The following is a 19,652-nucleotide window of genomic DNA, read 5'->3' on the forward strand; positions in this document are numbered from 1 at the left end:
AATTCCAGCGCCAGATTTGAGCACTACATTAAAAAGAGAATGACACATGTGGTTTAAAAACGCCCTTTTCTACCAATTTACCAAGCCTTTTGAATTAAACCAAAATGAACTGGAAGAACAACTCGGTAACTTTACATTTAAGCCCTGTGGCAATACAGAAATTCAATCGTATGGTTGGGCACCTTCATTAGCACCAAATGCTCAAAATTTAGTACACCAAGCCGGTGATTTCTTGTTAATTAATCTTAAAAAGCAAGAAAAAGTACTGCCTGCTTCGGTTGTTAAAGAATTATTAGAAGAAAAATGTAAAACGATTGAGCAAGCTGAAGGCAGAAAAGTAAAAGGTAAAGAAAAACAAAATATTAAAGAAGAATTAATACATAGTTTACTACCACAAGCTTTTGTCAAATCTTCTTTCACTCAAGCTTTTATCGCTAAAAAGTCTGGCTTTATTATTGTTGATAGTGCGAGTTCTAGTAAAGCAGAAGAAATACTTGCTTACTTGCGCAAAACATTAGGTACTCTACCCGTTGTTCCGTTAGATATTGAATCACCCGTGATGGCGGAGTTAAATGAATGGGTCAGAGGTAAAACACCAGCCAATATTGAATTAGGTGCTGAAGTCGAATTTAAAGACTTTGCCGAAGATGAAGGGACAATTAAAGCCAAAAATATTGCCCTAGATTCTGATGATATTCAAAACCACTTAGATACAGGTAAATTTGTTACGAAGCTGGCGATCGACTGGGATGAAACACTGTCGTGCATTATTCAGGATGATTTAGCCATAAAACGCATTAAATTTTCTGACGAATTGAAAGGCCAAAATGACGACATTACAGAGGATGACCATTTAGCCAAACTCGATGCTGATTTCATCTTAATGTCGGCTGAACTCACTCGCTTTATTGAATATTTAGCCGAATTATTTGCCAGTCAAGATCAAGAAAACTAGTCTGCTAGTCGATTAAAAAATTGCATAAAAAAGCCCGAGTGAATTGTTCACTCGGGCTTTTTATTGTTGAATTTTTAGCTCAATAGAACTTTAAAATATTAAGCCTTTAACAGCTGTCTGCGTTCATATTCACGAATACGTTCAACATAATGCTGAACCGTTTGCCGAGTTAATACACTACGCTGACCATCTAAAACTTGACCGTTAAACTCGGCCGCTAATTTTTTAGCCGCATTATGCATCATATTAAACACTTGAGTGGCTTCGCCTTTTACTGGCAAGGTCATAAACAAAGAGATACCTTGCGACGAAAATGTCTCCATGTTGTCTATGTCGAAGGTGCCAGGGTTAAACATATTCGCCAAACTAAATAACACGTCACCATCTCCCGAACTTTCTTCATGACGGTGAAAAATCGCCATTTCACCAAATTTAAAGCCTAAGGTCAGTAAAAATGGTAGTAACGCAGCCCCCGAGATAACCTGCCCTTCAGGTACGACAACATTTAGTATTAATACTTGATCAGGTTCAGAAGTGGCTTCAGGTTCTGCACTGGCGTTAGTAGCATTAGTCACTTTAGTGCTGTCTTCAACCGTTTGAGGTTCAGGTTCAATATCTACCGAGCTTAAGGCTGCATCATCGATTGAACGGGTCTCGGCTGGCAACTCCATCTCAAGTTGTCCCTCATCAAAATTAGGTTCAACTCGTTGTTTAGTTGGTTCTGGTTCTATTTTGGCTTTACGAGAAAAAAGGCTCGATTTCTCTTTTACGACTTTTTCTTTAACTATTGTTTCATTGGCGGGTTTTACTTTGACATCCTCAGCCGCTGACGAGTTATCTTCTATCGTTTCTGAAGACGACATGTTTAATTTAGCTGATCGAGGCGCATCAGCAATTTCATCTTGATTATTTTTACGGACTGTCCACATACCATGAACAATTAGCGCGACAACGGCTAACACACCTAAAACCATTAATACAATGCGAAGATCATCCATTGTTTACTATTCTCTCTATGAGGCTTCTGCGAGCTCTATTGCTTTATCTACATCAACGGCAACCATACGCGAGCAACCAGGCTCTTGCATAGTAACACCGACTAAATTGGTCGCCATTTCCATAGCGATCTTATTATGGGAAATAAATATAAATTGTACGCTGGCCGACATTTCATTAACTAATCGGCAAAAACGCCCTACGTTAGCATCATCTAACGGTGCATCGACTTCATCCAACATACAAAATGGGGCTGGATTAAGTCTAAATATGGCAAACACCAATGATAATGCGGTCAACGCTTTTTCTCCACCGGAAAGTAGATGGATTGTACTATTTCTTTTACCCGGTGGCCTAGCCATAATTGTAACACCGGTGTCGAGTAAATCTTCACCTGTAAGTTCTAACCATGCAGCGCCACCACCAAACACTTTAGGGAATAACCGTTGTAAGTCGTCATTTACCACATCAAATGTTTGTTTAAATTTAGTGCGCGTTTCACGATCAATTTTACGTATCGCCTCTTCAAGCGTTTCTAACGCAGAAACCAAATCGTCATGTTGGGCATCCAAATATTGTTTTCGTTCACTTTGATGTTCATATTCTTCAATGGCCGCGAGATTAATCGCGCCAAGACGGTTTATCGCTTGAGTAGTTTTTTCAAGTTCTTGCGACCAAATTTGCTCATCTGCTTCTTCAGGTAGGCTTTGTAATACATCCTTTAAATGTTGGCCGGTATCATTTAATGCCTCTAAAACAGAATTAGCCCGTACATGATACCCTTCTCGTTCAACTTGTAGCGCTGATATTTCATCACGTAATTTTTGAGCTCGAGCAAATACACCATGTTGGCCTTTTTCTAACTCGTTAATTTCATCATCAACTTGGCTTAGCGCGTTGGCTACTTCGACCCGCTGAACATCTATTTCTGCTTTTTGTTCCAAGCTTTCTTGCAGTTGGATAGCCGCTTCTTCTAATGGAAGATCAATATCGTCAAGCTCCATTTGCATTTCAACACCACGCTCATCTATGGTTTGCACACGTTGCTTTGCACTAGTAATGGCTTGAGTCGCTGTAGCTATTTGACCTTGAGTACTTTGTATTTTTAAGACAGCTTGGTGTAATGTATTTTTTTGTTGATCTAAGGTTTGCCTAGCCAAACTAACCGATTGACTCAATTGCGTTTTTTGTTGATTGGCGTTTTGTTGGTTTGATTCTAGGTCGATAAGCTGCTCTTGGATAGTTTCCAAGTTCATTTGCAACTCTTCTTTTTCCATTAGTTCTTCTTCAAGTGCTAATTTTTGCTCGTCTAACTCTTCCATTAATCGAGCTTTACGCTGCTTGCCATCAGCTTGCTGGCTTTTGACTTGTTGTAGTTCTAATGAAAGCTTATTAATAAGTTGTCCAGTTTGATTTGATTGTTGAACCAAACTTTTGTAATCGTTGGATGCTTGCTCCAATTTGATTTCAACATCTTCCTTTTGTTGTGTTGCCAGTTGAACTTGGTCTGTCAGTTGATTCAATAGCGCTTGCTTATCTAGCAAATCATTTTTCAGGGCCAAAACGCTATCTTGATGATTACCTGGTATATAGCACCAATCATTGCCGTACCAATATCCCGTTTGTGATATGACACTGGTAAACGCACCAAGCGAATGGCAAGCAAGCTCGGTATCAATCAGCACATTATTGAGCAATCGAATAACAAAATCAGGAGCCTGAACTTTAGTCGCCAATGTATTAGCTATAATTTGTGGTTTCTGTTCAGACTTTTCAGATGAACTTAATGAAATTAAATAGTTGGCCGCACTCGCGTTTTGTAACTGGCTAACCTCGTTATTATTTACTTGTGTATGAGTGATTAAAGCTGAACTGTATTGATTCAGCACGGTTTCTACCGCAAGCTCCCACCCAGGTTCTACACTTATTAAATCAAATAACCCACCTTGAATATGAATACCTAGATCATCTAAGCATTTTTCAAGTGAAGCATCGTCTTGATTGTGACTGCGTTCAATTAAGGTTTCTAACGACGCAATTTGGCCGTGGCATTTCTGCAAAGCAGTTTGCGCGATTTGTACAGATTGTGAATGCGTTTTTAATTGTTCATTGAGTTGTTCAATATTAACTTCGCTTTCGACTATTTGCTCTGCAAGAAATTCTTGTTCTAATTTTTGCTCGCTTAGTGCTTCTTCTAATTCAGCAGTATCAATGTCGATGGATTTGTTATCAACGTCATTTAAGTCAGTTTGTAAGCGACTAATACGTTGTTGTGACTTTGCCATCAATTGATCAATAGATACAATCCGAGCGCGTGCCGATTTTAATTCGTTGTCGATTTGATAGTATTTTTCAGATTGAGTTTGCCAGCCTTGTAACGCAGTTTCGTAATCTTGTTCTTGCTCTTCCAGATAAATTGCGGCTTCTTCAACTTGCTCTTGCAATTCTTCATGTTCAGGTTCGAGTAGAGACAAGGTTTCTTCAAGCTCAGCTAATCGTTCTTCAGCTTCTGTTAACTGGCTAGTTAGGCTCTGTTTTTCACCTTGTTGATTTTGGCTGTCACGAACTAATGAATTTTTCTTTTCGCGCAAATGCAATTGCTGCTGTTCAGCTTTAGTAATTTGCTGAGCTATCGCAAACAATTGTTGATTAACTAACTCTAGGCTGTGCTTGTATTCTGATTGCTTGGTTTTTAACGTATCTAAATGGGTTGCACCACCAGACTGTTCCGTTAAAATTTTCTCAAGTTCAATTTGTCTTGATTTAATATCTGAATCTAGGGTTTCAGTTTGGCTGTTTAAGCGGATCCAGCGCAAAACGCAATGCTCAGATTTATATTTGCGTTCTTTTGCTTTTAATTCTTTAAAGCGACGAGCTGCGGCTGCTTGACGTTGCAACTTTTCTAACTGTTGTTGTAGCTCGATTCGCACATCGTCTAACCGCGCCAAATTATCACGCGAATGGCGGATCCTGTTTTCTGTTTCGCGCCGACGTTCTTTGTATTTAGAGATCCCTGCTGCTTCTTCAATAAATATTCTGAGTTCTTGCGGTTTGGATTCAATTAAACGAGAGATCATGCCTTGTTCAATAATCGCGTACGAACGAGGCCCTAAACCGGTACCAAGAAAAAGCTCAGTAATGTCTTTTTTTCGACATTTATTACCATTGAGGAAATAATTAGAAACGGCTTCTCGTGTCACTAAACGTTTAATTGAGATTTCATTGTAAGCCGCATATTCGCCTTGTAGGCGTCCTTCACTATTATCAAAAACCAATTCAATACTGGCTTGCGAAACAGGTTTTCGTGAACTAGAACCGTTAAAAATGACATCTGTCATCGCATCGCCGCGTAAGTTTTTAGCTGAGCTTTCACCCAACACCCAACGTACAGCGTCGATAATGTTAGATTTTCCACAGCCATTAGGGCCAACGATTGCTGTCATTTGCGCTGGGAAAGGCACTGTTGTCGGATCGACAAACGATTTAAAACCGGCCAATTTAATTTGTTTTAAGCGCATCAGGTTAGTTAACGACTTTATAGAGAAAATTCAACATAAACGCCAAACATAACAGAAGCTTAAGCTTGTCACAATCGACTTTTAACTAATCGGGTTTTTATTAAGCTTTTTCGCTAAACCAAAATAAATAATCCTGAGTTTACCGTAAATATATTGGTATTTAGCGGATAGGATCTTGTCACATACCCCACTTTTGATTAGTGTTGCCAAAGCTTCAAAATGGAATCAAATTTACATGAATTATCTTTTAGATGGCTTTGGCCTAATTCAACAAAAAGGATTAAAGCGTTTTGTTTTTATCCCTCTTCTACTGAATCTCATACTGTTTTCTGCTGCCCTTTGGTGGATGAGCTTGCAATTGGATGCCATAACAAACTGGGTATACAATTTATTACCTGAATGGCTGTCTTGGTTATCCGTTCTGGTATCGCCTCTTATTATTATCGCGACATTTGTCCTGTTTATGTTTGTTTTCACTACCGTTGCTAATTTTATCGCAGCTCCCTTTAACGGAATATTAGCGGAAAAGACAGAGGCATTATTAACCGGTCAAAGCTTAAATGATGAAACCAGTATTTCCGCCGAAGTGTCGCGCACATTAAAGCGCGAATGGCAAAAACTCATTTATTTCATTCCTAAATCGATTGGTTTCTTATTACTGTTTTGGTTTGTGCCCGTAATTGGTCAGGTTTTATGGCTTTTATTTTCGGCTTGGTCTATGGCGATCCAATATTGTGACTACCCGTTCGATAATCACAAAATCGAGTTTGATACAATGAAGGATTCACTATGGCAGAATAAAGCGCAAAATTTATCATTCGGCGCTGGTGTGATGATCTGTACCATGGTCCCAATAATAAACTTTTTAATCATGCCGGTTGCCGTATGTGGTGCGACTAAGATGTTTGTTGAGCGCTATCGATAAAAATTGATATCGGCAAACACAAAAAGCGAGCAACTCTGCTCGCTTTATTTTATATTTATCAAGCGTTTAATCGTTCAATACTAACTGCTTTTTTCAATCTGCGCGAAAAACGTCAGAGTTTTTCTGACATGTTCATTCCAGTATGGCCATTCATGGCCACCACTAAACGCTTCAAAACTGTGTTCTATTCCCTGCTCTAACATAAATTTTTCAAGTGATAAATTACTCTCGAACAGGCTATCATCTTTACCACAATCAAAACGGATTGGTGGCAAGATGGCTTTATGTTTTTCAAGCCAATAACGAATATTCGCTTCATTGCTAGATTGGCATTGGTAATCACTAATGGGGTTGTCAATAAATTGCTGTAAGTCATCCAAACTGGTAACTGATGAATGGGCTGATATACCTTTAAATATTTCTGGATATTTAGCGCCTAACCTCAATGCACCATAGCCACCCATAGATAAACCAGAAATATATACATTGCTATTTTCAGTAACGCAATCAACCGTTTGCTTGACGGCTGCCAATACATCTTCAACTATCCAACCGTCATAGTTGCCTTGTTCAATTAAAGGTAAGTAACCTGAACCATCCATGAGTCCGCCATCAGACGGCATAACGACTACAAAGTCAGTTAAGCCCTGCTGTTGCATATCGTCATATACTTTGTGTAACCCACCCAAATGCATCCAAACCCAGTGGTTGCCATAAACGCCGTGCATTAAAATCACCACGGGGACATCTTGCCCCGGCGCATTGACATTATATAGCGAGATATCATGCCGGCGATTAAGGTTGCTTGAGTGAATGGTAACCACTTGAGTGTTATCAGGTGTGTATTCTGGGTTGGAAATTTCTAATCGATTAATAGCCATCGATATGCCCTTAATTTCAATTATGATGATACGGATAAATCTAAACTAGATTTATCCGTAGATGATGACCAAGTAGGGTTTTATGCAAACACTGAATGTTACGAAAAAACAACCACGCCTTTGGCAATACGACCATTAAGCATGTCATCAAATGCTTGTTCCATATCTTCTAGCTGATACTTTTTCGTGACTAGCTCGTCCAATTTTAATTTACCGCTGTCATATAATTCCATCAAACGAGGGAAATCACGATCAGGATTACACATACCATACAATGGGTTAATATATTTTTTATCCCACTCAAATAGCTCACAGTCAAAGTCAATACGTTGCTCAATACCACTTACCTGTACTGCGGTACCTGCACTACGAATTAACGCTAGTGGCGCCGAACCTAAAGCTGGAATGGCTGTACACTCAAATGCGTAGTCAGCTCCACGACCATCGGTTAATTTTTTAACGTCTTCACGCACTTTAATAAAATCAATGTCATCCCGATCGGCAATAACGCCATGGGTTGCGCCAAATTCTTTGGCTTGTTCAATGCGTTCTTGGCTAATATCAATAGCGATAATTTTACCCGCGCCTGACATTGCTGCGCCTTGGATGGCATTTAAGCCAACACCACCACAACCAATAACGCAAACGTTCGAACCCGCAGTAATGTCGGTAGCATTAACCACTGAACCCCATCCTGTCATTACGCCGCAGCCAACAATACAAGCGGAGGTAAAGGGAATATCTTGCTCCACTTTAACCACAGCGGCTTGTTTAACCACTGAATACTCACACATAGTACCCAAATGGAAAGAACGCTCAATTGGCTCGTCATCGCATTTGGATGTTTCAATATGCGCGTGACCGTCTAAACCACAGCCGCATACAGGTGAGTTTTTCTCACAAATGTGCAAGTTACCTTCTCTACACTGAAAACATTCGCCACAAGGCACTGCCCAATTAAGAATAACCTTGTCACCCACTGCGACTTTTGTGACCCCTTCACCAACGGCTGCAACAATGCCAGCCCCTTCGTGCCCAACAATAAATTTTTTATTCCAGTTTTGGATCGAATCCCAATCAGTATGACAAATACCGGAAGCTTCAATCTTAACTAATACTTCACCCGCTTGTGGATCACCAACCTGAACCGTTTCAACTTGGTAATGACCTTGACCATCAGAAATTAGGGCTTTTGCTGTTCTCATAACAAATTCTCAACAATTGAAATCCTAGATAAGCCCATTTGAGCATGAAAAAGGGCAAAAATCTGATAAAAATTAACTCGCATATATCATGAATTTGCGCTTAAATAACTTAATATGACGTTAGTCATTTGATTTATGTCAATATCTTGTATTTATCAATAATTATTGGAGTGTTTTATGCAAGCGAGTCAGGTTTATTGTGAACCATTTGTTATAGAACATGGGTATCAGTTTGAAATACACCATGTTAAATATAAGACAGACGACGCCTATTCTTGTTTTATGCACTTCCATGAAGTTCACGAATTTATCATTTTTGACGAAATTGAAGGGTCTTATTACTACAGCCAAGGCGAATCTCAGCTAAAACAAAATGACATCGTTTTTACGCCGGCTTTAGAAACCCACGATTTTGAATTGAGTAATAAACAAAAGTCTTGGTATATCATTCAATTTTTACCAAGTGTTATTGATACACCAGAAATGGAAGCGATAGGTTCGTTTTTTCAACAAGGTATGCATTTACGCCTACCTGAAGAACAAATGGCCAACATTAAGCAACAAGTTAAATGGTTGTATGAAAGCTATCAAGAAAACCCGATGAGCGAAAAAAGCTTAACCTTGTTAAAGCTATTGGTGATTTGGATCGCAGAATACGCTAAACCTGTCACGCCGCCAAATATTCAACCCATAACTAAAAGCCTAGGTTTTGAAAAATTAACGCCAGTTATTAATATGTTCCGCCAGCAAACCAGTGTTGAATTAACTTTGGTCGAAGCCGCTGAGCTTTGTCATTTATCACCTTCGTATTTTTCAAGAATGTTCAAAAAAGTGTTTCGATGTAATTTTTCTGAATATAGTTTGCGACACAAATTGTATAGTGCTGCTCGAATGTTAAGTCAGTCGCATTATTCAATCACTGATATTAGCTATGAGCTGCACTTTTCTAGCCCTTCGCATTTTATATCGCAATTTAAAAAACAATTTGCCACTACGCCGCATAAATATCGTGCGGATTTAAAAGAGCGGGCTATCAACGAACGCTTGTAAATTATAAATTGACCTCGAACTAAAGTCCGAGGTCATTAACTTTTGCCATCGTATTCATACTAAAAAGCCTATAAGTTTGTGCCATATTTTGCTCAATTATTTAAACTTGATAAATAAGTGAGCGATTCAATGACAGATCATTATAACTTGAGAAACAAAGTGGCCGTGGTCACGGGTGGTGGGAAAGGCTTAGGTAAAACAATTACCAAGGCACTATTGCAAAAAGGGATGAAGGTCGCTATTTGTGGCCGAAATCCAGACACGTTAAATGCCACTTTTGATGAATTTTCAACACAATATAAAGATGCTATTTTCGCGGCACCTTGTGATGTCAGTGATGCAAATCAGGTTAAGCAGTTTATTCTCTCGGTAAAACAACAATGGTCTACCATCCATGTGCTCATTAATAACAGTGGTTTTGGAAAAGATAGTATAGTTTGGCAAACCAGTGAAAGTGATTGGGATGAGGTAATGAATACCAATGTTAAAGGTAGTTACCTTATGTGTAAAAACACGCTGCCTATGATGATTAATAATAAAGAAGGATACATCATTAATATTGCTTCGCAAGCCGCACTAAATGGCTATGCTAATGCCGGCGTTTATTGTGCATCTAAATTTGCCATGGTCGGACTAGGAAAAGCCCTACAGGAAGAAGTGCGTGAGTATGGTATACATGTCCACTCACTCAACCCTGCCCTGATCCAATCTCAAAAATCGGCAAGCGATCCCATTGATTGCGGTTTGATACAAAATGAAGATTTAGCATCGATGATCACCTATTTACTAGAGCAGCCACGACGCTTAAAAATAGACAATATTGGGATGTGGGGTTTTTAATTAACTCTAAGAGTTAGTAGCTATTTTGTTTATAATAGTTTGCTAACTCAAAAGCTTCATTGAGTGTGTAATCGCAGTAACACAATCTTAACTTTTTCTTTTTATGGGTGCTGTCTAATGCTTTATACTCGATCACTAAATATTCTGTAATCAAGTTTCCCCAATCAATCGTTGAAATTGAGACAACATCGCGCCAATTCACAAAGTTATTTTCAAGGTTTTTAGAAGTTATCCCTTTTTGACTAAAGTTGAAATCAGTATAAAACAACAAACTTTTTATTAAACAAACGACTAACATAAAAGCCGCAATATACATCAGATACAGAGCCCAATTTTTTATAGGCCCGTAACCATCTTCAACATAAACATATAGAAAAAGGATAGTGAAGAATATTACTTGTCCGAGAATAAGCCACGAACTATCTATTAACTTGTTTTTCCACGTAGATTTAAAGTAAACCGTATCTAGTTCTGGAAGGTGCTCTTTCCATCTACAGCAATTTTTATATTTTTTCCCTGAGCCACAAAAACAAATTTGGTTTCGCTTAAATTTTCCCATCGTCGAATACGTTAACCAATAACCACATAATCGATTTCCATAAAATCAACCACTTCTTTTAACCAACGCTGTTCGACAAAAGCTACGTGGTCTGGGTGGTTATTATAAAAATCGTAAGCACTTTGATCGGCAAATTCCATGGATAAACCATAGGCAAAGTCGTTTTTACTACTAACCTGTTTTAAGCACTCAAATTTTTCTACTGTTTCAATCGCAGCCAGCGCTTTTGCAGCGGTTAAAAAATCTTGCTCCGCTTCAGAGCCAATCTCATGTTTTAATTTAAAAGCAACAGTATGTCTAATCATGGTTTCACCTTATTAAGTTAAGATTTTTTTATTATGTTCAACTATTGTTTGGCTTACAGCAAAGCAATATAAATTGTTAATCGTTATCCCAGTCGTCTTTATCCCACTTATCCTGTTTTTGTTGATTCGCTTGGTGCTTTTCTTGCCAATTATCTGGTAATTTAAAATCCGTATTATTTTTCAATAGTAAAAAGCCACCGGCGACTAAGGCAATAATTAAAATTAGGATTAAGATAGACATTTAGATAACCTTCTACACTTTATGCTTGATGCCAACAATCCTTCGCCTTTGTATCACACTTATTGTTGAAACAATACAAAATCAGAAAATAGCGATTCTATATTATTTTTGATACAGGCATAGCCCAGCATACTACCACTTGGCACTTGATGTAACCAAAGGTCGGGGCAAATAGATTGGCTAAAATATTCGGCAACAGGATTGTATGATAAGTGCCATGGTTCGTTGGCTACTTTAAGTTGATTTTGTGCTGTATAAGGTAAGAAAAAACCTAACGCTTGTGCATGAACCTGCAACCAATTAGCTAATGGCTGGCAAGGTCCATCATCAATATATTCAGTTTCAATTAATTGTAAGTCTGCTCGGCCAATTTTATTGGCGTCGTAAACATCAATATCCGTGCCCCAATGATGGCGGCTGGTGCCGGGTATGGCTGTATACAAGCAAATCGCTTTTATGCGCTCAAGCTCAGTTAAGACACTTAAATCGATTGGGTTATTTTTATTATCAACAACAAGTCGCTGGCCAGAGTATTTTTCATTCCAAATTTGGCATTGACGTTGAAAACCGCGATAGCTACTCGCCAGTCTTAAATCAAATCCCTGATCTTTTGCCTGTTGTTGTAAATGTTTTACACCAGCAACAGCGTCTTGATGGATCATGTGATTAGGATAAAGCTCGCATAAGTGGTGCGTGCTTTGCCCAGTTAAAATTAAATTATCCATAAGACGCTTCTTAAACCTAGTTATCAACTAGTAGTGTTTCCAGAAAGAAATGATCAGTTAAATTCTTTGTAGGTCGAAGCTGCTGCTTCGTCAAAACCTTAAAATACGACGCGAGCGTCGAACCTACAAAAATAGCTAGCCTTGTTTCAATTAATCAAAATTAAATTGAAAAGGTATTAGTACCTTAACGCAAAAGCTTTGAACGGTTGAATTTATTACCTTTTTCTAATTTGTAGGGTAGATTTTACATCGACAAACCTTGTGTTAGCCGAAATAAATTCGGCCCTACAATGAAACGTGTCTTTAATCTCGCACACTTAAAAACGAGTTCAACGTACTAGATCATTTTGCTAGTAAGTTTTCTAATATCTTCTCATACATATCAGTTAAGTGCTCTAAATCACTAATACTGACGCATTCGTTGATTTTGTGAATAGTCGCATTACAAGGACCAAGTTCTAATACCTGCGCACCGGTTGGTGCTAAAAAGCGACCATCTGATGTTCCGCCTGTTGTTAATAATTGCGGCGTATAGTGAACTGTGTCTTCTATCGCTTTAACCGCCGCTTCCACTAAATCACCCGCTGCAGTTAAAAACGGTAATCCGTTGTATGTCCAGTCTAAATCATATTCAAGCCCGTGAGCGTCTAATATCCCTTCAACACGTTTAATCAATTCTTCTGCGGTGACTTCAGTTGAATAACGAAAGTTAAATTGAATATGAACATCACCTGGCACAACATTAGTCGCGCCTGTGCCACCATTAATATTGGATACTTGAAAACTAGTTGGTGGAAAGAAATCATTACCTTGATCCCATTGGATCTGAGACAATTCCGCAATTGCAGGTGATGCAAGGTGAATAGGGTTTTTCGCCAAATGTGGGTAAGCAACATGGCCTTGCACCCCTTTGACAAAAAGATCGCCGGATAAGGATCCTCGGCGGCCATTTTTAATTACATCACCCACTTTATGAGTACTGGAAGGTTCACCAACAAGTGCCCATGTCATTTTCTCGTTGCGTGCTTCTAGTGTATCAACAACACGAGTTGTACCATTAATAAAAGGACCTTCTTCATCACTGGTAATTAAAAAAGCGATCGAGCCTTTATGATCAGGATGTTTAGCAATAAAACGCTCCGTAGCAACTACCATGGCCGCTAAGCTGCCTTTCATGTCCGCTGCGCCACGGCCATGTAAATAACCATCTATTTCAGTAGGCTCAAAAGGTGGCGTATGCCAAGCATCAACTGGACCAGACGGTACAACATCTGTATGACCGGCGAAACAAAAAACAGGATCAGCATCGCCTTTTCTTACCCACATATTGGTTGTGTCTTCAAAGACCATGGTCTCAGTAACAAAGCCCAATGCTTCTAAACGCTCAGACATTAAAGGTTGGCAACCCGCATCTTCAGGGGTGACAGACTCTCGGCTAATTAAATCTTTGGTTAGCGCTAGTACCGCGCTTTGTTGATCAGACATTTATATAGATTACCTTGCTTTAAACAATATGAAGGAATTAGGTGAATTGATATATTGTAACATTAAAGCCATTCAGAACGAATGACCTATTATAGTCTTCTCACTCAGATTTTATGGTTCATTGTCTGCGCTTACTCGCCCCAATCACATAATAGAGCATATGCTCATGGGGTCTCGAAGCTTGACGGCTTCCCCTAAAACCTGATTGCTTTGACTATACAATAGGATTAGTCAGTCTTGCACGATTGGCATTATTTGCTAAATAAAGCTTGATAGTTATCGGCTTTAAAGCCGACGATGACTTGCTCATCCAGTTCTAATACAGGTCGTTTAATTAACGTTGGTAAATCAACAAAATATTTTGCGGCATTATCTTTTGTTAAATTTTGCTTTACATCGTCTTCTAGCTGACGGTATGAAGTACCACGTTTATTCAACAGAACATCAAACTCTACATTATTTAACCAAGTTTCTATTTTATCTTCATCAAGCCCATCCACTCTGAAGTCGTGAAAGGTATAACTGATACCATTCGCATCGAGCCACTTTTTGGCTTTTTTTACCGTGTCACAATTTTTGATGCCGTAAAGTGTTGTCATGTTTTTCTCCGCGGTTTAATACTCATAATAGGGTCTTCTTGTGCCCTTACCTCATGATAATAAGGCATTATGCTCTCTAATAGATGACTGTTTGTAATAGTTAGATAAGAAGCTAAGCTTGCTAATTCTCTTTTCATTCTGGCAAGGTCAAACTCAAACAATAAGTCCCCCTGCTGCACAACATCACCAGTTTTGACAAAACATTTAAAGCCTGTCGCCATCAATGATTCGGTTTCAAGGCCAAAGCGAATGTCAATTTTAAGGCCTTGCTTACTAGTTAACTTTATTCGATGGCAAGTGGCTGGCATATGGTCAAGAACCCCCGTCAGGGGGCTAACGAATTTGTAACCAAACGGTTCAAACATGATCCCTTGGCCAAAATAACCGTCAGCCACTAATGGCCTTGGGTATTCAGATAGCGGTTTAATCGACGCATTACAGGGTGCTGGAATTGCATAACTTCCTTGCAACTGCTTTTTACCAAATGGATGTATAATGTCTGCTTTAGCCAACCGCTTATTTCCTAATTTATACTAGTATGCCCGTTAATCGTTTTACCATACTTGAGTAAAGTCTTTAGCGCTGGGGCGTTGTTTGGTTGGTGCTTGTTGTTTTGCGGTTCCTAAATACAAATAGCCAACTATTTCATCTTCATCTTTTAGTTTAAGTTGTTGTTTAACATACGGGTGATAAGCAAACTCACCTGTGCGCCATATTCCATCAAACCCTTGAGCAAACGCAGCCATTTGCATGGCTTGAACCGCACAACCAGCCGATATGACTTGTTCTAAACGAGGAATTTTGTCACTGGGTTTGACATCGGCAATAATCGCTATGACTAACGGAGCGCGTAAAGGCATATTTTTGGCTTTTTCAACTTTGTCATCCGATGCACCGCTTTGCTCTGCCGCTTCTGCATAGATCTCGCCTAAATCATTACGCGCAGCTTCACTAAAAACAATAAAGCGCCAAGGCGTTAACGCGCCATGATCGGGAGCTCGAACTCCCGCATCTAATATGGCTTGCAAAGCATCACCTTCCGGTGCGGGTTCAGTTAACTGATTAAACGATTGGCGGGTAAGTAAAAGATCTAATGCTTGCATGTGATAAATCACTCCTTAAGCTGATATTACGTCATTTGACTGGTCTGAATTTGGTGGTTGTTGCTCGTCTTCATCATCGAATTCAGGGACGACACAAAATATATCTTTATGAGCAACATATAATGCACACAATCCAATCGGAATAACGAAAATAAGGCCAAGTCCCATAGGGATCATAGCGAGTAAAAATAAGCCAATAAAAACTAAACCAAATGCGGTAGCTGGTACGGTGTTAATTAGGCAAGCTTTAAAGCTAAATTCGATAGATTGCCACAAAGTAATATTGGGATGTAAAGAGACAAGAATAGGAGAAAAAATAAAGGCCATCGCGGGTATTAAATACATACAAAAACCTAAACAGAAGTCGATAAGTAACTGCGACATTTGTTCTGGTGTCATACTGGTAATGGACTCTGGCGTTAACCCCTTTTGGTCAACAAACAAACTCACGCAAAGAAAAAACACCAAACTATTCAAGATAGATAAGATCAATATTTTAACGGGTGCTCGCTTAAATATCTCAAACATATCACTAATTTTGAACTTTTCACCACTATCAATATTTTGCGCAATAATAAACAGCCCAGCCGATAAAATCGCCGTTAAAACTTGACCTACAACTGGAATTAGTAATGTGAGTACAATGAGTGTTAAATAACTCACAGTCCATAATAAACTGTGTTTGGCAAAAATTTCAAAACCTTGAGAGACCCAATCAAAGCCTCTTTTGAATTCGAAGCTTTTGATTGAATGATTAAAATAAGTTGCTATCGGTTTGTTTGATTGTTCATGTGCTGACATCAATTGCACTCAATTTGACTATTATTGTTTACTCCACAAAAACTTCGCAATAGCAGGTAGAATAAAGATAGCGCCTAACATATTGACTAAGAACATAAACGTTAACAATATGCCCATGTCGACTTGGAATTTCAGATCAGAAAATAGCCAAGTACTAACACCAACCGCTAAAGTAATACCGGTAAAAATAACGGCGCTACCGCGCTCTTTTAATGCATAAATATACGAGTCTTTGACACTGTACCCTTGGTTTAATTGCTGAGTCATTGTAGATAATATGTATATACCATAATCTACACCTATTCCCACACCAAGGGCAATAACCGGCAAAGTATAGACAGTTAGACCTATTTGTAAATAGGTCATAAGCGCCTGAGCTAAGGTTGATACTAGATACAGCGGGATCACAACAGCTAAAGTTGCCTTTACAGAGCGAAAGCTGATCAAACATAAAATGATGACGGCACCATACACGTAAATCATCATTGGCGTTTGTGCTTCGCTTACCGCCTCGTTGGTTGCCGCCATCACCCCAACAGGACCTGATGCTAACCTAAAGGTCAAATCATCTTGGCTAAACTCATGCCTGTTTTGTTTAACCGCATCAATAACCCGCTCAATTGTCTCGGCTTTATGATCAGCCAAAAATAGAATAATCGGCATTGCACTGCAATCGCCATTTAATAAACCACTGGTTGTTGGCACTCTGGCCACAGACTGGGCAAGCGTATCTTGGTTTTGCGACAAGACTCGCCATTTAGGATTGGCTTCGTTATAACCCGCATTAACGATTTTAGCGACACTGGTTAAACTAATGCTAGATTGCACCCCTTGCACATTCGTTAAGCGCCATTGGAAGTCATCTATCGCCCGCATTTTATTGTAATCGGTACACGCATCAGGAACCGATTCTGCGATAACAGATAATATATCGACACTAACTGAATATTTGTCGGTAATAAGAAATGTGTCTTGGTTGTAACGCGCATCTTCATGCAAAGCTGGAGCTCCCGCATGTAAATCACCAATTTTCATGCCTTGGGCATACCAAAAACCCGTTGCAAATAAAATTAATGCTAAAGCAACTAATTGCTTGGCTTTATTTAATTCAGTGACTTGGCCAAGCAACAGCCATATTTTTGCTGTGGTTTGCTGGTTTATGTCAGTATTTTTTACATTTAGGGTTAAGTAGGATGCCAGTACAGGTAACAAAATAAGGTTGGTGATAATAATAACACCCACGCCAATAGACGCAGAAATTGCTAACTCTTTTATAATGCCAATATCAATACTTAAAATGGTAAGAAAACCAACCGAGTCTGATACTAAAGCTACCAGCCCAGGAACGATTAAACTACGAAATGCGTCGGCGCACGCTTGTTTGGTGGAAACACTTTTCTGACAATTCTTTTTGATTGCATTAATCATTTGTACGCCGTGGCTAACACCAATAGCAAAGATTAAAAACGGCAATAAAATAGACATGGGATCAATACCAAAGCCGAATAAAGCTAAAATACCAACCTTCCAAACAATGGCGATAAGTGAGCAAATTATGGGAAATAAAGTGAGCTTGAGCGAACCACAGAAAAAATAAACAAAAATCGTGGTAATGATAATAGCAATAACAAAAAATATAATAACGCCTTTAGCACCTTTCGCTACGTCTCCCACCATTTTTGCAAAGCCAATGATATGAATGCTTAATCTATCGGATTGATATTGTTCGCGTATTTGGCTTTCAATTTGTTTAGCAAGAGAAATAGTGTCTATTGCACTGCCTGTCTGCGGGTCAAAATCTAATAATTGCGCACTCACCATGGCGCACGAATAATCATTAGAAACTAAACGCCCAACCTTGCCTGATTTTTCAACATTTTGTTTAACCGTAGCTAGGCCTATTTTATCGGCTTTAAAATCAGCAGGAATCACAGGTCCGCCTGCAAAACCGTTTTCGACAACCTCAGTAAAACGCACCGCCGGTGAATACAAAGAATTGACGGTAACTCGGTTTACACCTGGAATAAAAAATAATTGATCGTGTACTTGTTTAAGTGAAGTAAAAAACTCTGGATTATAGATATTACCACTTTCGCCTTGTTCGACAGGAATGTCACACAAGGAAATTAAAATATTATTAGCGCCTCCAAACTCTGATTGATAATCCAGGTAGGTTTTCATGTAGCTATGCTGCAGCGGAATATTTTTGGTAAATGCAGCATCTAATTTAATAGTGGAAGCATGGTAAGCAAAAAAACTAGTCAGCAATACAAAAGCCAATAAAACTAGCGAGCGCTGACGAAAAAGAAGTTGTTCCAGAAAATTAACTATGGGGTTTAACGACATAACTCTTCCTAAAAACTCGAGCGCTTATCTGTTTGGATAGGTAAAACTTGTATGCCTAGTTCCCCTACCGTGACTAATGTATCGTTTAAAATAATACCGGCGACCTGGCTTTTTGAGGTTAATTTACCTAAAACTGAATAACCTTTACCCTCTGCATACAAGCTAATTTCATCACTATTCGCCAACGCAATAAATCCATTAGTTACATTAATGGTTTGATTAACCGATACCTGATTTGCGGTGTGTTGAGCGCGCCAATCACCGTCTGCTAACGTAAAAACTCGTCCTCTTAACCCAGCAACACGCACACCTGATTTAGTTGATTGCACATCAAAGAAAGAACCTGCATATAGCGATTGTTGGCGTTGCCAGTTTTGTCCCCAATCAACGCTTTTAGCAATTAGACCCGTTTCACCAACAACCCACACTTGCTGGCTTGTCAACGTCAATTTGTTAAGGTGAGGCAGGCTTGCTGCTAGTTCTGCTTGATAAACCTCTTCACCTTCTTGTTTAATATCCTGCAGATATTCAATATCGTCTTTGGATAATAAACTAGCATGTAACTCCTTTTGCCATGTTTTACCACCATCTTGTGTGCGTAAAAATAATCCGTAAGCACCAACAGCAATTCCACGTAATTGATCAATAAACACTATGTCCATTAATGGTGTTGCATCTGCCACATTATAGTTTTGTACTACCCAAGTTTTTCCAGCATCAGCACTATGTAAAATAGCAGCACTATGGCCTGTTACCCATAAATGATTTTGATCCAAAGAAAAGATAGATGTCAGTGTTGTATTTATGGGCACAGTTAGTTGTTGCCACTGGTTTAGATTAGTACTTTGAGCCTTGATGATATGACCGCGCTCTCCTACGGCATAAATTGTTTGATCAACGCGGGTAATGTCGAGCAGCAAAGATTGACTCGCTAATGGTTGGATTTCAGCCGATTTGGCAAAAACCCAAGGCGTCGCTAACCAAATCGTGATCAACAATACGAATTTGATCACTTCATTTCTCTTTAATTTATTTTTTTTCAAATCAGGAACCACAACAAACAACATTTAAAAAAAAGCCAAGCGACAATGCTTGGCTTCCCTACCCCACATAGTTCA

The 19,652-nt window shown here is 39.0% G+C and carries 19 protein-coding genes; 4 read left to right on the top strand and 15 right to left on the bottom strand.

The window, feature by feature from the left end; genetic code table 11:
- Positions 1-46 precede the first annotated feature (46 nt).
- Positions 47-955, top strand: a complete 909-nt coding sequence (rdgC, locus tag C2869_RS14910; protein WP_108603702.1) for a recombination-associated protein RdgC — start codon at positions 47-49, stop codon at positions 953-955.
- A 98-nt stretch (positions 956-1,053) separates the two neighbouring features.
- Here the strand turns inward: rdgC and zipA are convergent, their stop codons facing one another.
- Both zipA and smc read right to left on the bottom strand, forming a co-directional pair.
- Positions 1,054-1,953, bottom strand: coding sequence for a cell division protein ZipA (zipA, locus tag C2869_RS14915; RefSeq protein ID WP_108603703.1), 900 nt, complete (start codon positions 1,951-1,953; stop codon positions 1,054-1,056).
- Positions 1,954-1,968: 15 nt separating this feature from the next.
- A complete protein-coding gene (gene smc / locus C2869_RS14920; protein ID WP_108603704.1) occupies positions 1,969-5,469 on the bottom strand; it encodes a chromosome segregation protein SMC in 3,501 nt (1,166 codons plus the stop codon).
- Positions 5,470-5,704: 235 nt separating this feature from the next.
- Here smc and cysZ point away from each other — a divergent pair, with 235 nt between their 5' ends.
- Positions 5,705-6,394 carry a sulfate transporter CysZ gene (gene cysZ / locus C2869_RS14925; protein WP_108605077.1) on the top strand — a complete coding sequence of 230 codons (690 nt, stop codon included), beginning with the start codon at positions 5,705-5,707 and terminating at the stop codon, positions 6,392-6,394.
- An 80-nt stretch (positions 6,395-6,474) separates the two neighbouring features.
- On the opposite strand, the gene C2869_RS14930 is transcribed toward cysZ, so the two are convergent.
- Together C2869_RS14930 and C2869_RS14935 are read right to left on the bottom strand one after the other, a co-directional pair.
- Entirely contained in the window at positions 6,475-7,275 is an 801-nt protein-coding gene (locus C2869_RS14930) for an alpha/beta hydrolase (protein WP_108603705.1), read from the bottom strand.
- Between the two features lie 98 nt (positions 7,276-7,373).
- Positions 7,374-8,480, bottom strand: a complete 1,107-nt coding sequence (locus tag C2869_RS14935; RefSeq protein WP_108603706.1) for a Zn-dependent alcohol dehydrogenase — start codon at positions 8,478-8,480, stop codon at positions 7,374-7,376.
- 177 nt (positions 8,481-8,657) lie between these two features.
- Between C2869_RS14935 and C2869_RS14940 the strand changes: the two genes are divergently transcribed.
- Together C2869_RS14940 and C2869_RS14945 are read left to right on the top strand one after the other, a co-directional pair.
- Positions 8,658-9,530 (top strand): AraC family transcriptional regulator, encoded by an 873-nt coding sequence (locus tag C2869_RS14940; RefSeq protein ID WP_108603708.1) that lies wholly within the window; start codon positions 8,658-8,660, stop codon positions 9,528-9,530.
- Positions 9,531-9,659: 129 nt separating this feature from the next.
- On the top strand, positions 9,660-10,370 hold the full coding sequence (locus C2869_RS14945) for an SDR family oxidoreductase (protein ID WP_108603710.1): 711 nt from the start codon (positions 9,660-9,662) through the stop codon (positions 10,368-10,370).
- Positions 10,371-10,383: 13 nt separating this feature from the next.
- Here the strand turns inward: C2869_RS14945 and C2869_RS14950 are convergent, their stop codons facing one another.
- The 11 genes from C2869_RS14950 to C2869_RS15000 form a co-directional block, all read right to left on the bottom strand.
- Positions 10,384-10,929: a YecA family protein gene (locus C2869_RS14950; protein WP_108603712.1), complete on the bottom strand. Its 546-nt coding sequence runs from the start codon at positions 10,927-10,929 to the stop codon at positions 10,384-10,386.
- Between the two features lie 11 nt (positions 10,930-10,940).
- A complete protein-coding gene (locus C2869_RS14955) occupies positions 10,941-11,234 on the bottom strand; it encodes a Dabb family protein (protein WP_108603713.1) in 294 nt (97 codons plus the stop codon).
- A 76-nt stretch (positions 11,235-11,310) separates the two neighbouring features.
- On the bottom strand, positions 11,311-11,475 hold the full coding sequence (locus tag C2869_RS14960; RefSeq protein WP_108603715.1) for a DUF2897 family protein: 165 nt from the start codon (positions 11,473-11,475) through the stop codon (positions 11,311-11,313).
- Between the two features lie 59 nt (positions 11,476-11,534).
- Entirely contained in the window at positions 11,535-12,200 is a 666-nt protein-coding gene (locus C2869_RS14965; RefSeq protein ID WP_108603717.1) for a M15 family metallopeptidase, read from the bottom strand.
- Between the two features lie 342 nt (positions 12,201-12,542).
- The gene (gene dapE, locus C2869_RS14970) at positions 12,543-13,685 is read right to left on the bottom strand and encodes a succinyl-diaminopimelate desuccinylase (RefSeq protein ID WP_108603719.1); all 1,143 of its coding nucleotides are present in this window, start codon (positions 13,683-13,685) and stop codon (positions 12,543-12,545) included.
- Between the two features lie 251 nt (positions 13,686-13,936).
- Entirely contained in the window at positions 13,937-14,284 is a 348-nt protein-coding gene (locus C2869_RS14975; protein ID WP_108603721.1) for an ArsC family reductase, read from the bottom strand.
- Positions 14,281-14,796, bottom strand: coding sequence for a PTS sugar transporter subunit IIA (locus C2869_RS14980; protein ID WP_108603723.1), 516 nt, complete (start codon positions 14,794-14,796; stop codon positions 14,281-14,283). The genes C2869_RS14975 and C2869_RS14980 overlap by 4 nt, the downstream gene beginning before the upstream one ends.
- Positions 14,797-14,838: 42 nt before the next feature.
- The gene (locus C2869_RS14985; RefSeq protein ID WP_108603725.1) at positions 14,839-15,387 is read right to left on the bottom strand and encodes an NAD(P)H nitroreductase; all 549 of its coding nucleotides are present in this window, start codon (positions 15,385-15,387) and stop codon (positions 14,839-14,841) included.
- Positions 15,388-15,402: 15 nt separating this feature from the next.
- Positions 15,403-16,188 (bottom strand): BPSS1780 family membrane protein, encoded by a 786-nt coding sequence (locus tag C2869_RS14990; protein ID WP_108603727.1) that lies wholly within the window; start codon positions 16,186-16,188, stop codon positions 15,403-15,405.
- 21 nt (positions 16,189-16,209) lie between these two features.
- Complete coding sequence (locus C2869_RS14995; RefSeq protein ID WP_108603729.1) at positions 16,210-18,534, bottom strand: efflux RND transporter permease subunit; 2,325 nt, start codon at positions 18,532-18,534, stop codon at positions 16,210-16,212.
- A gap of 8 nt (positions 18,535-18,542) precedes the next feature.
- A complete protein-coding gene (locus tag C2869_RS15000) occupies positions 18,543-19,577 on the bottom strand; it encodes a WD40/YVTN/BNR-like repeat-containing protein (protein WP_159084192.1) in 1,035 nt (344 codons plus the stop codon).
- Between the last annotated feature and the right edge of the window lie 75 nt (positions 19,578-19,652).

The sequence above is a fragment of the Saccharobesus litoralis genome (genome assembly GCF_003063625.1).
Lineage (GTDB): Bacteria > Pseudomonadota > Gammaproteobacteria > Enterobacterales > Alteromonadaceae > Saccharobesus > Saccharobesus litoralis.

Bases quoted from the DNA above. Each gene is read 5' to 3' on its own strand.
- C2869_RS14930 (WP_108603705.1), bottom strand. From the start codon at position 7,275: ATGGCTATTAATCGATTAGAAATTTCCAACCCAGAATACACACCTGAT.
- C2869_RS14990 (WP_108603727.1), bottom strand. From the start codon at position 16,188: ATGTCAGCACATGAACAATCAAACAAACCGATAGCAACTTATTTTAAT.
- C2869_RS14955 (WP_108603713.1), bottom strand. From the start codon at position 11,234: ATGATTAGACATACTGTTGCTTTTAAATTAAAACATGAGATTGGCTCT.
- C2869_RS14935 (WP_108603706.1), bottom strand. From the start codon at position 8,480: ATGAGAACAGCAAAAGCCCTAATTTCTGATGGTCAAGGTCATTACCAA.
- C2869_RS14940 (WP_108603708.1), top strand. From the start codon at position 8,658: ATGCAAGCGAGTCAGGTTTATTGTGAACCATTTGTTATAGAACATGGG.
- C2869_RS14945 (WP_108603710.1), top strand. From the start codon at position 9,660: ATGACAGATCATTATAACTTGAGAAACAAAGTGGCCGTGGTCACGGGT.
- C2869_RS14975 (WP_108603721.1), bottom strand. From the start codon at position 14,284: ATGACAACACTTTACGGCATCAAAAATTGTGACACGGTAAAAAAAGCC.
- C2869_RS14985 (WP_108603725.1), bottom strand. From the start codon at position 15,387: ATGCAAGCATTAGATCTTTTACTTACCCGCCAATCGTTTAATCAGTTA.
- dapE (WP_108603719.1), bottom strand. From the start codon at position 13,685: ATGTCTGATCAACAAAGCGCGGTACTAGCGCTAACCAAAGATTTAATT.
- C2869_RS14960 (WP_108603715.1), bottom strand. From the start codon at position 11,475: ATGTCTATCTTAATCCTAATTTTAATTATTGCCTTAGTCGCCGGTGGC.
- zipA (WP_108603703.1), bottom strand. From the start codon at position 1,953: ATGGATGATCTTCGCATTGTATTAATGGTTTTAGGTGTGTTAGCCGTT.
- cysZ (WP_108605077.1), top strand. From the start codon at position 5,705: ATGAATTATCTTTTAGATGGCTTTGGCCTAATTCAACAAAAAGGATTA.
- C2869_RS14995 (WP_108603729.1), bottom strand. From the start codon at position 18,534: ATGTCGTTAAACCCCATAGTTAATTTTCTGGAACAACTTCTTTTTCGT.
- rdgC (WP_108603702.1), top strand. From the start codon at position 47: ATGTGGTTTAAAAACGCCCTTTTCTACCAATTTACCAAGCCTTTTGAA.
- C2869_RS14950 (WP_108603712.1), bottom strand. From the start codon at position 10,929: ATGGGAAAATTTAAGCGAAACCAAATTTGTTTTTGTGGCTCAGGGAAA.
- smc (WP_108603704.1), bottom strand. From the start codon at position 5,469: ATGCGCTTAAAACAAATTAAATTGGCCGGTTTTAAATCGTTTGTCGAT.
- C2869_RS14965 (WP_108603717.1), bottom strand. From the start codon at position 12,200: ATGGATAATTTAATTTTAACTGGGCAAAGCACGCACCACTTATGCGAG.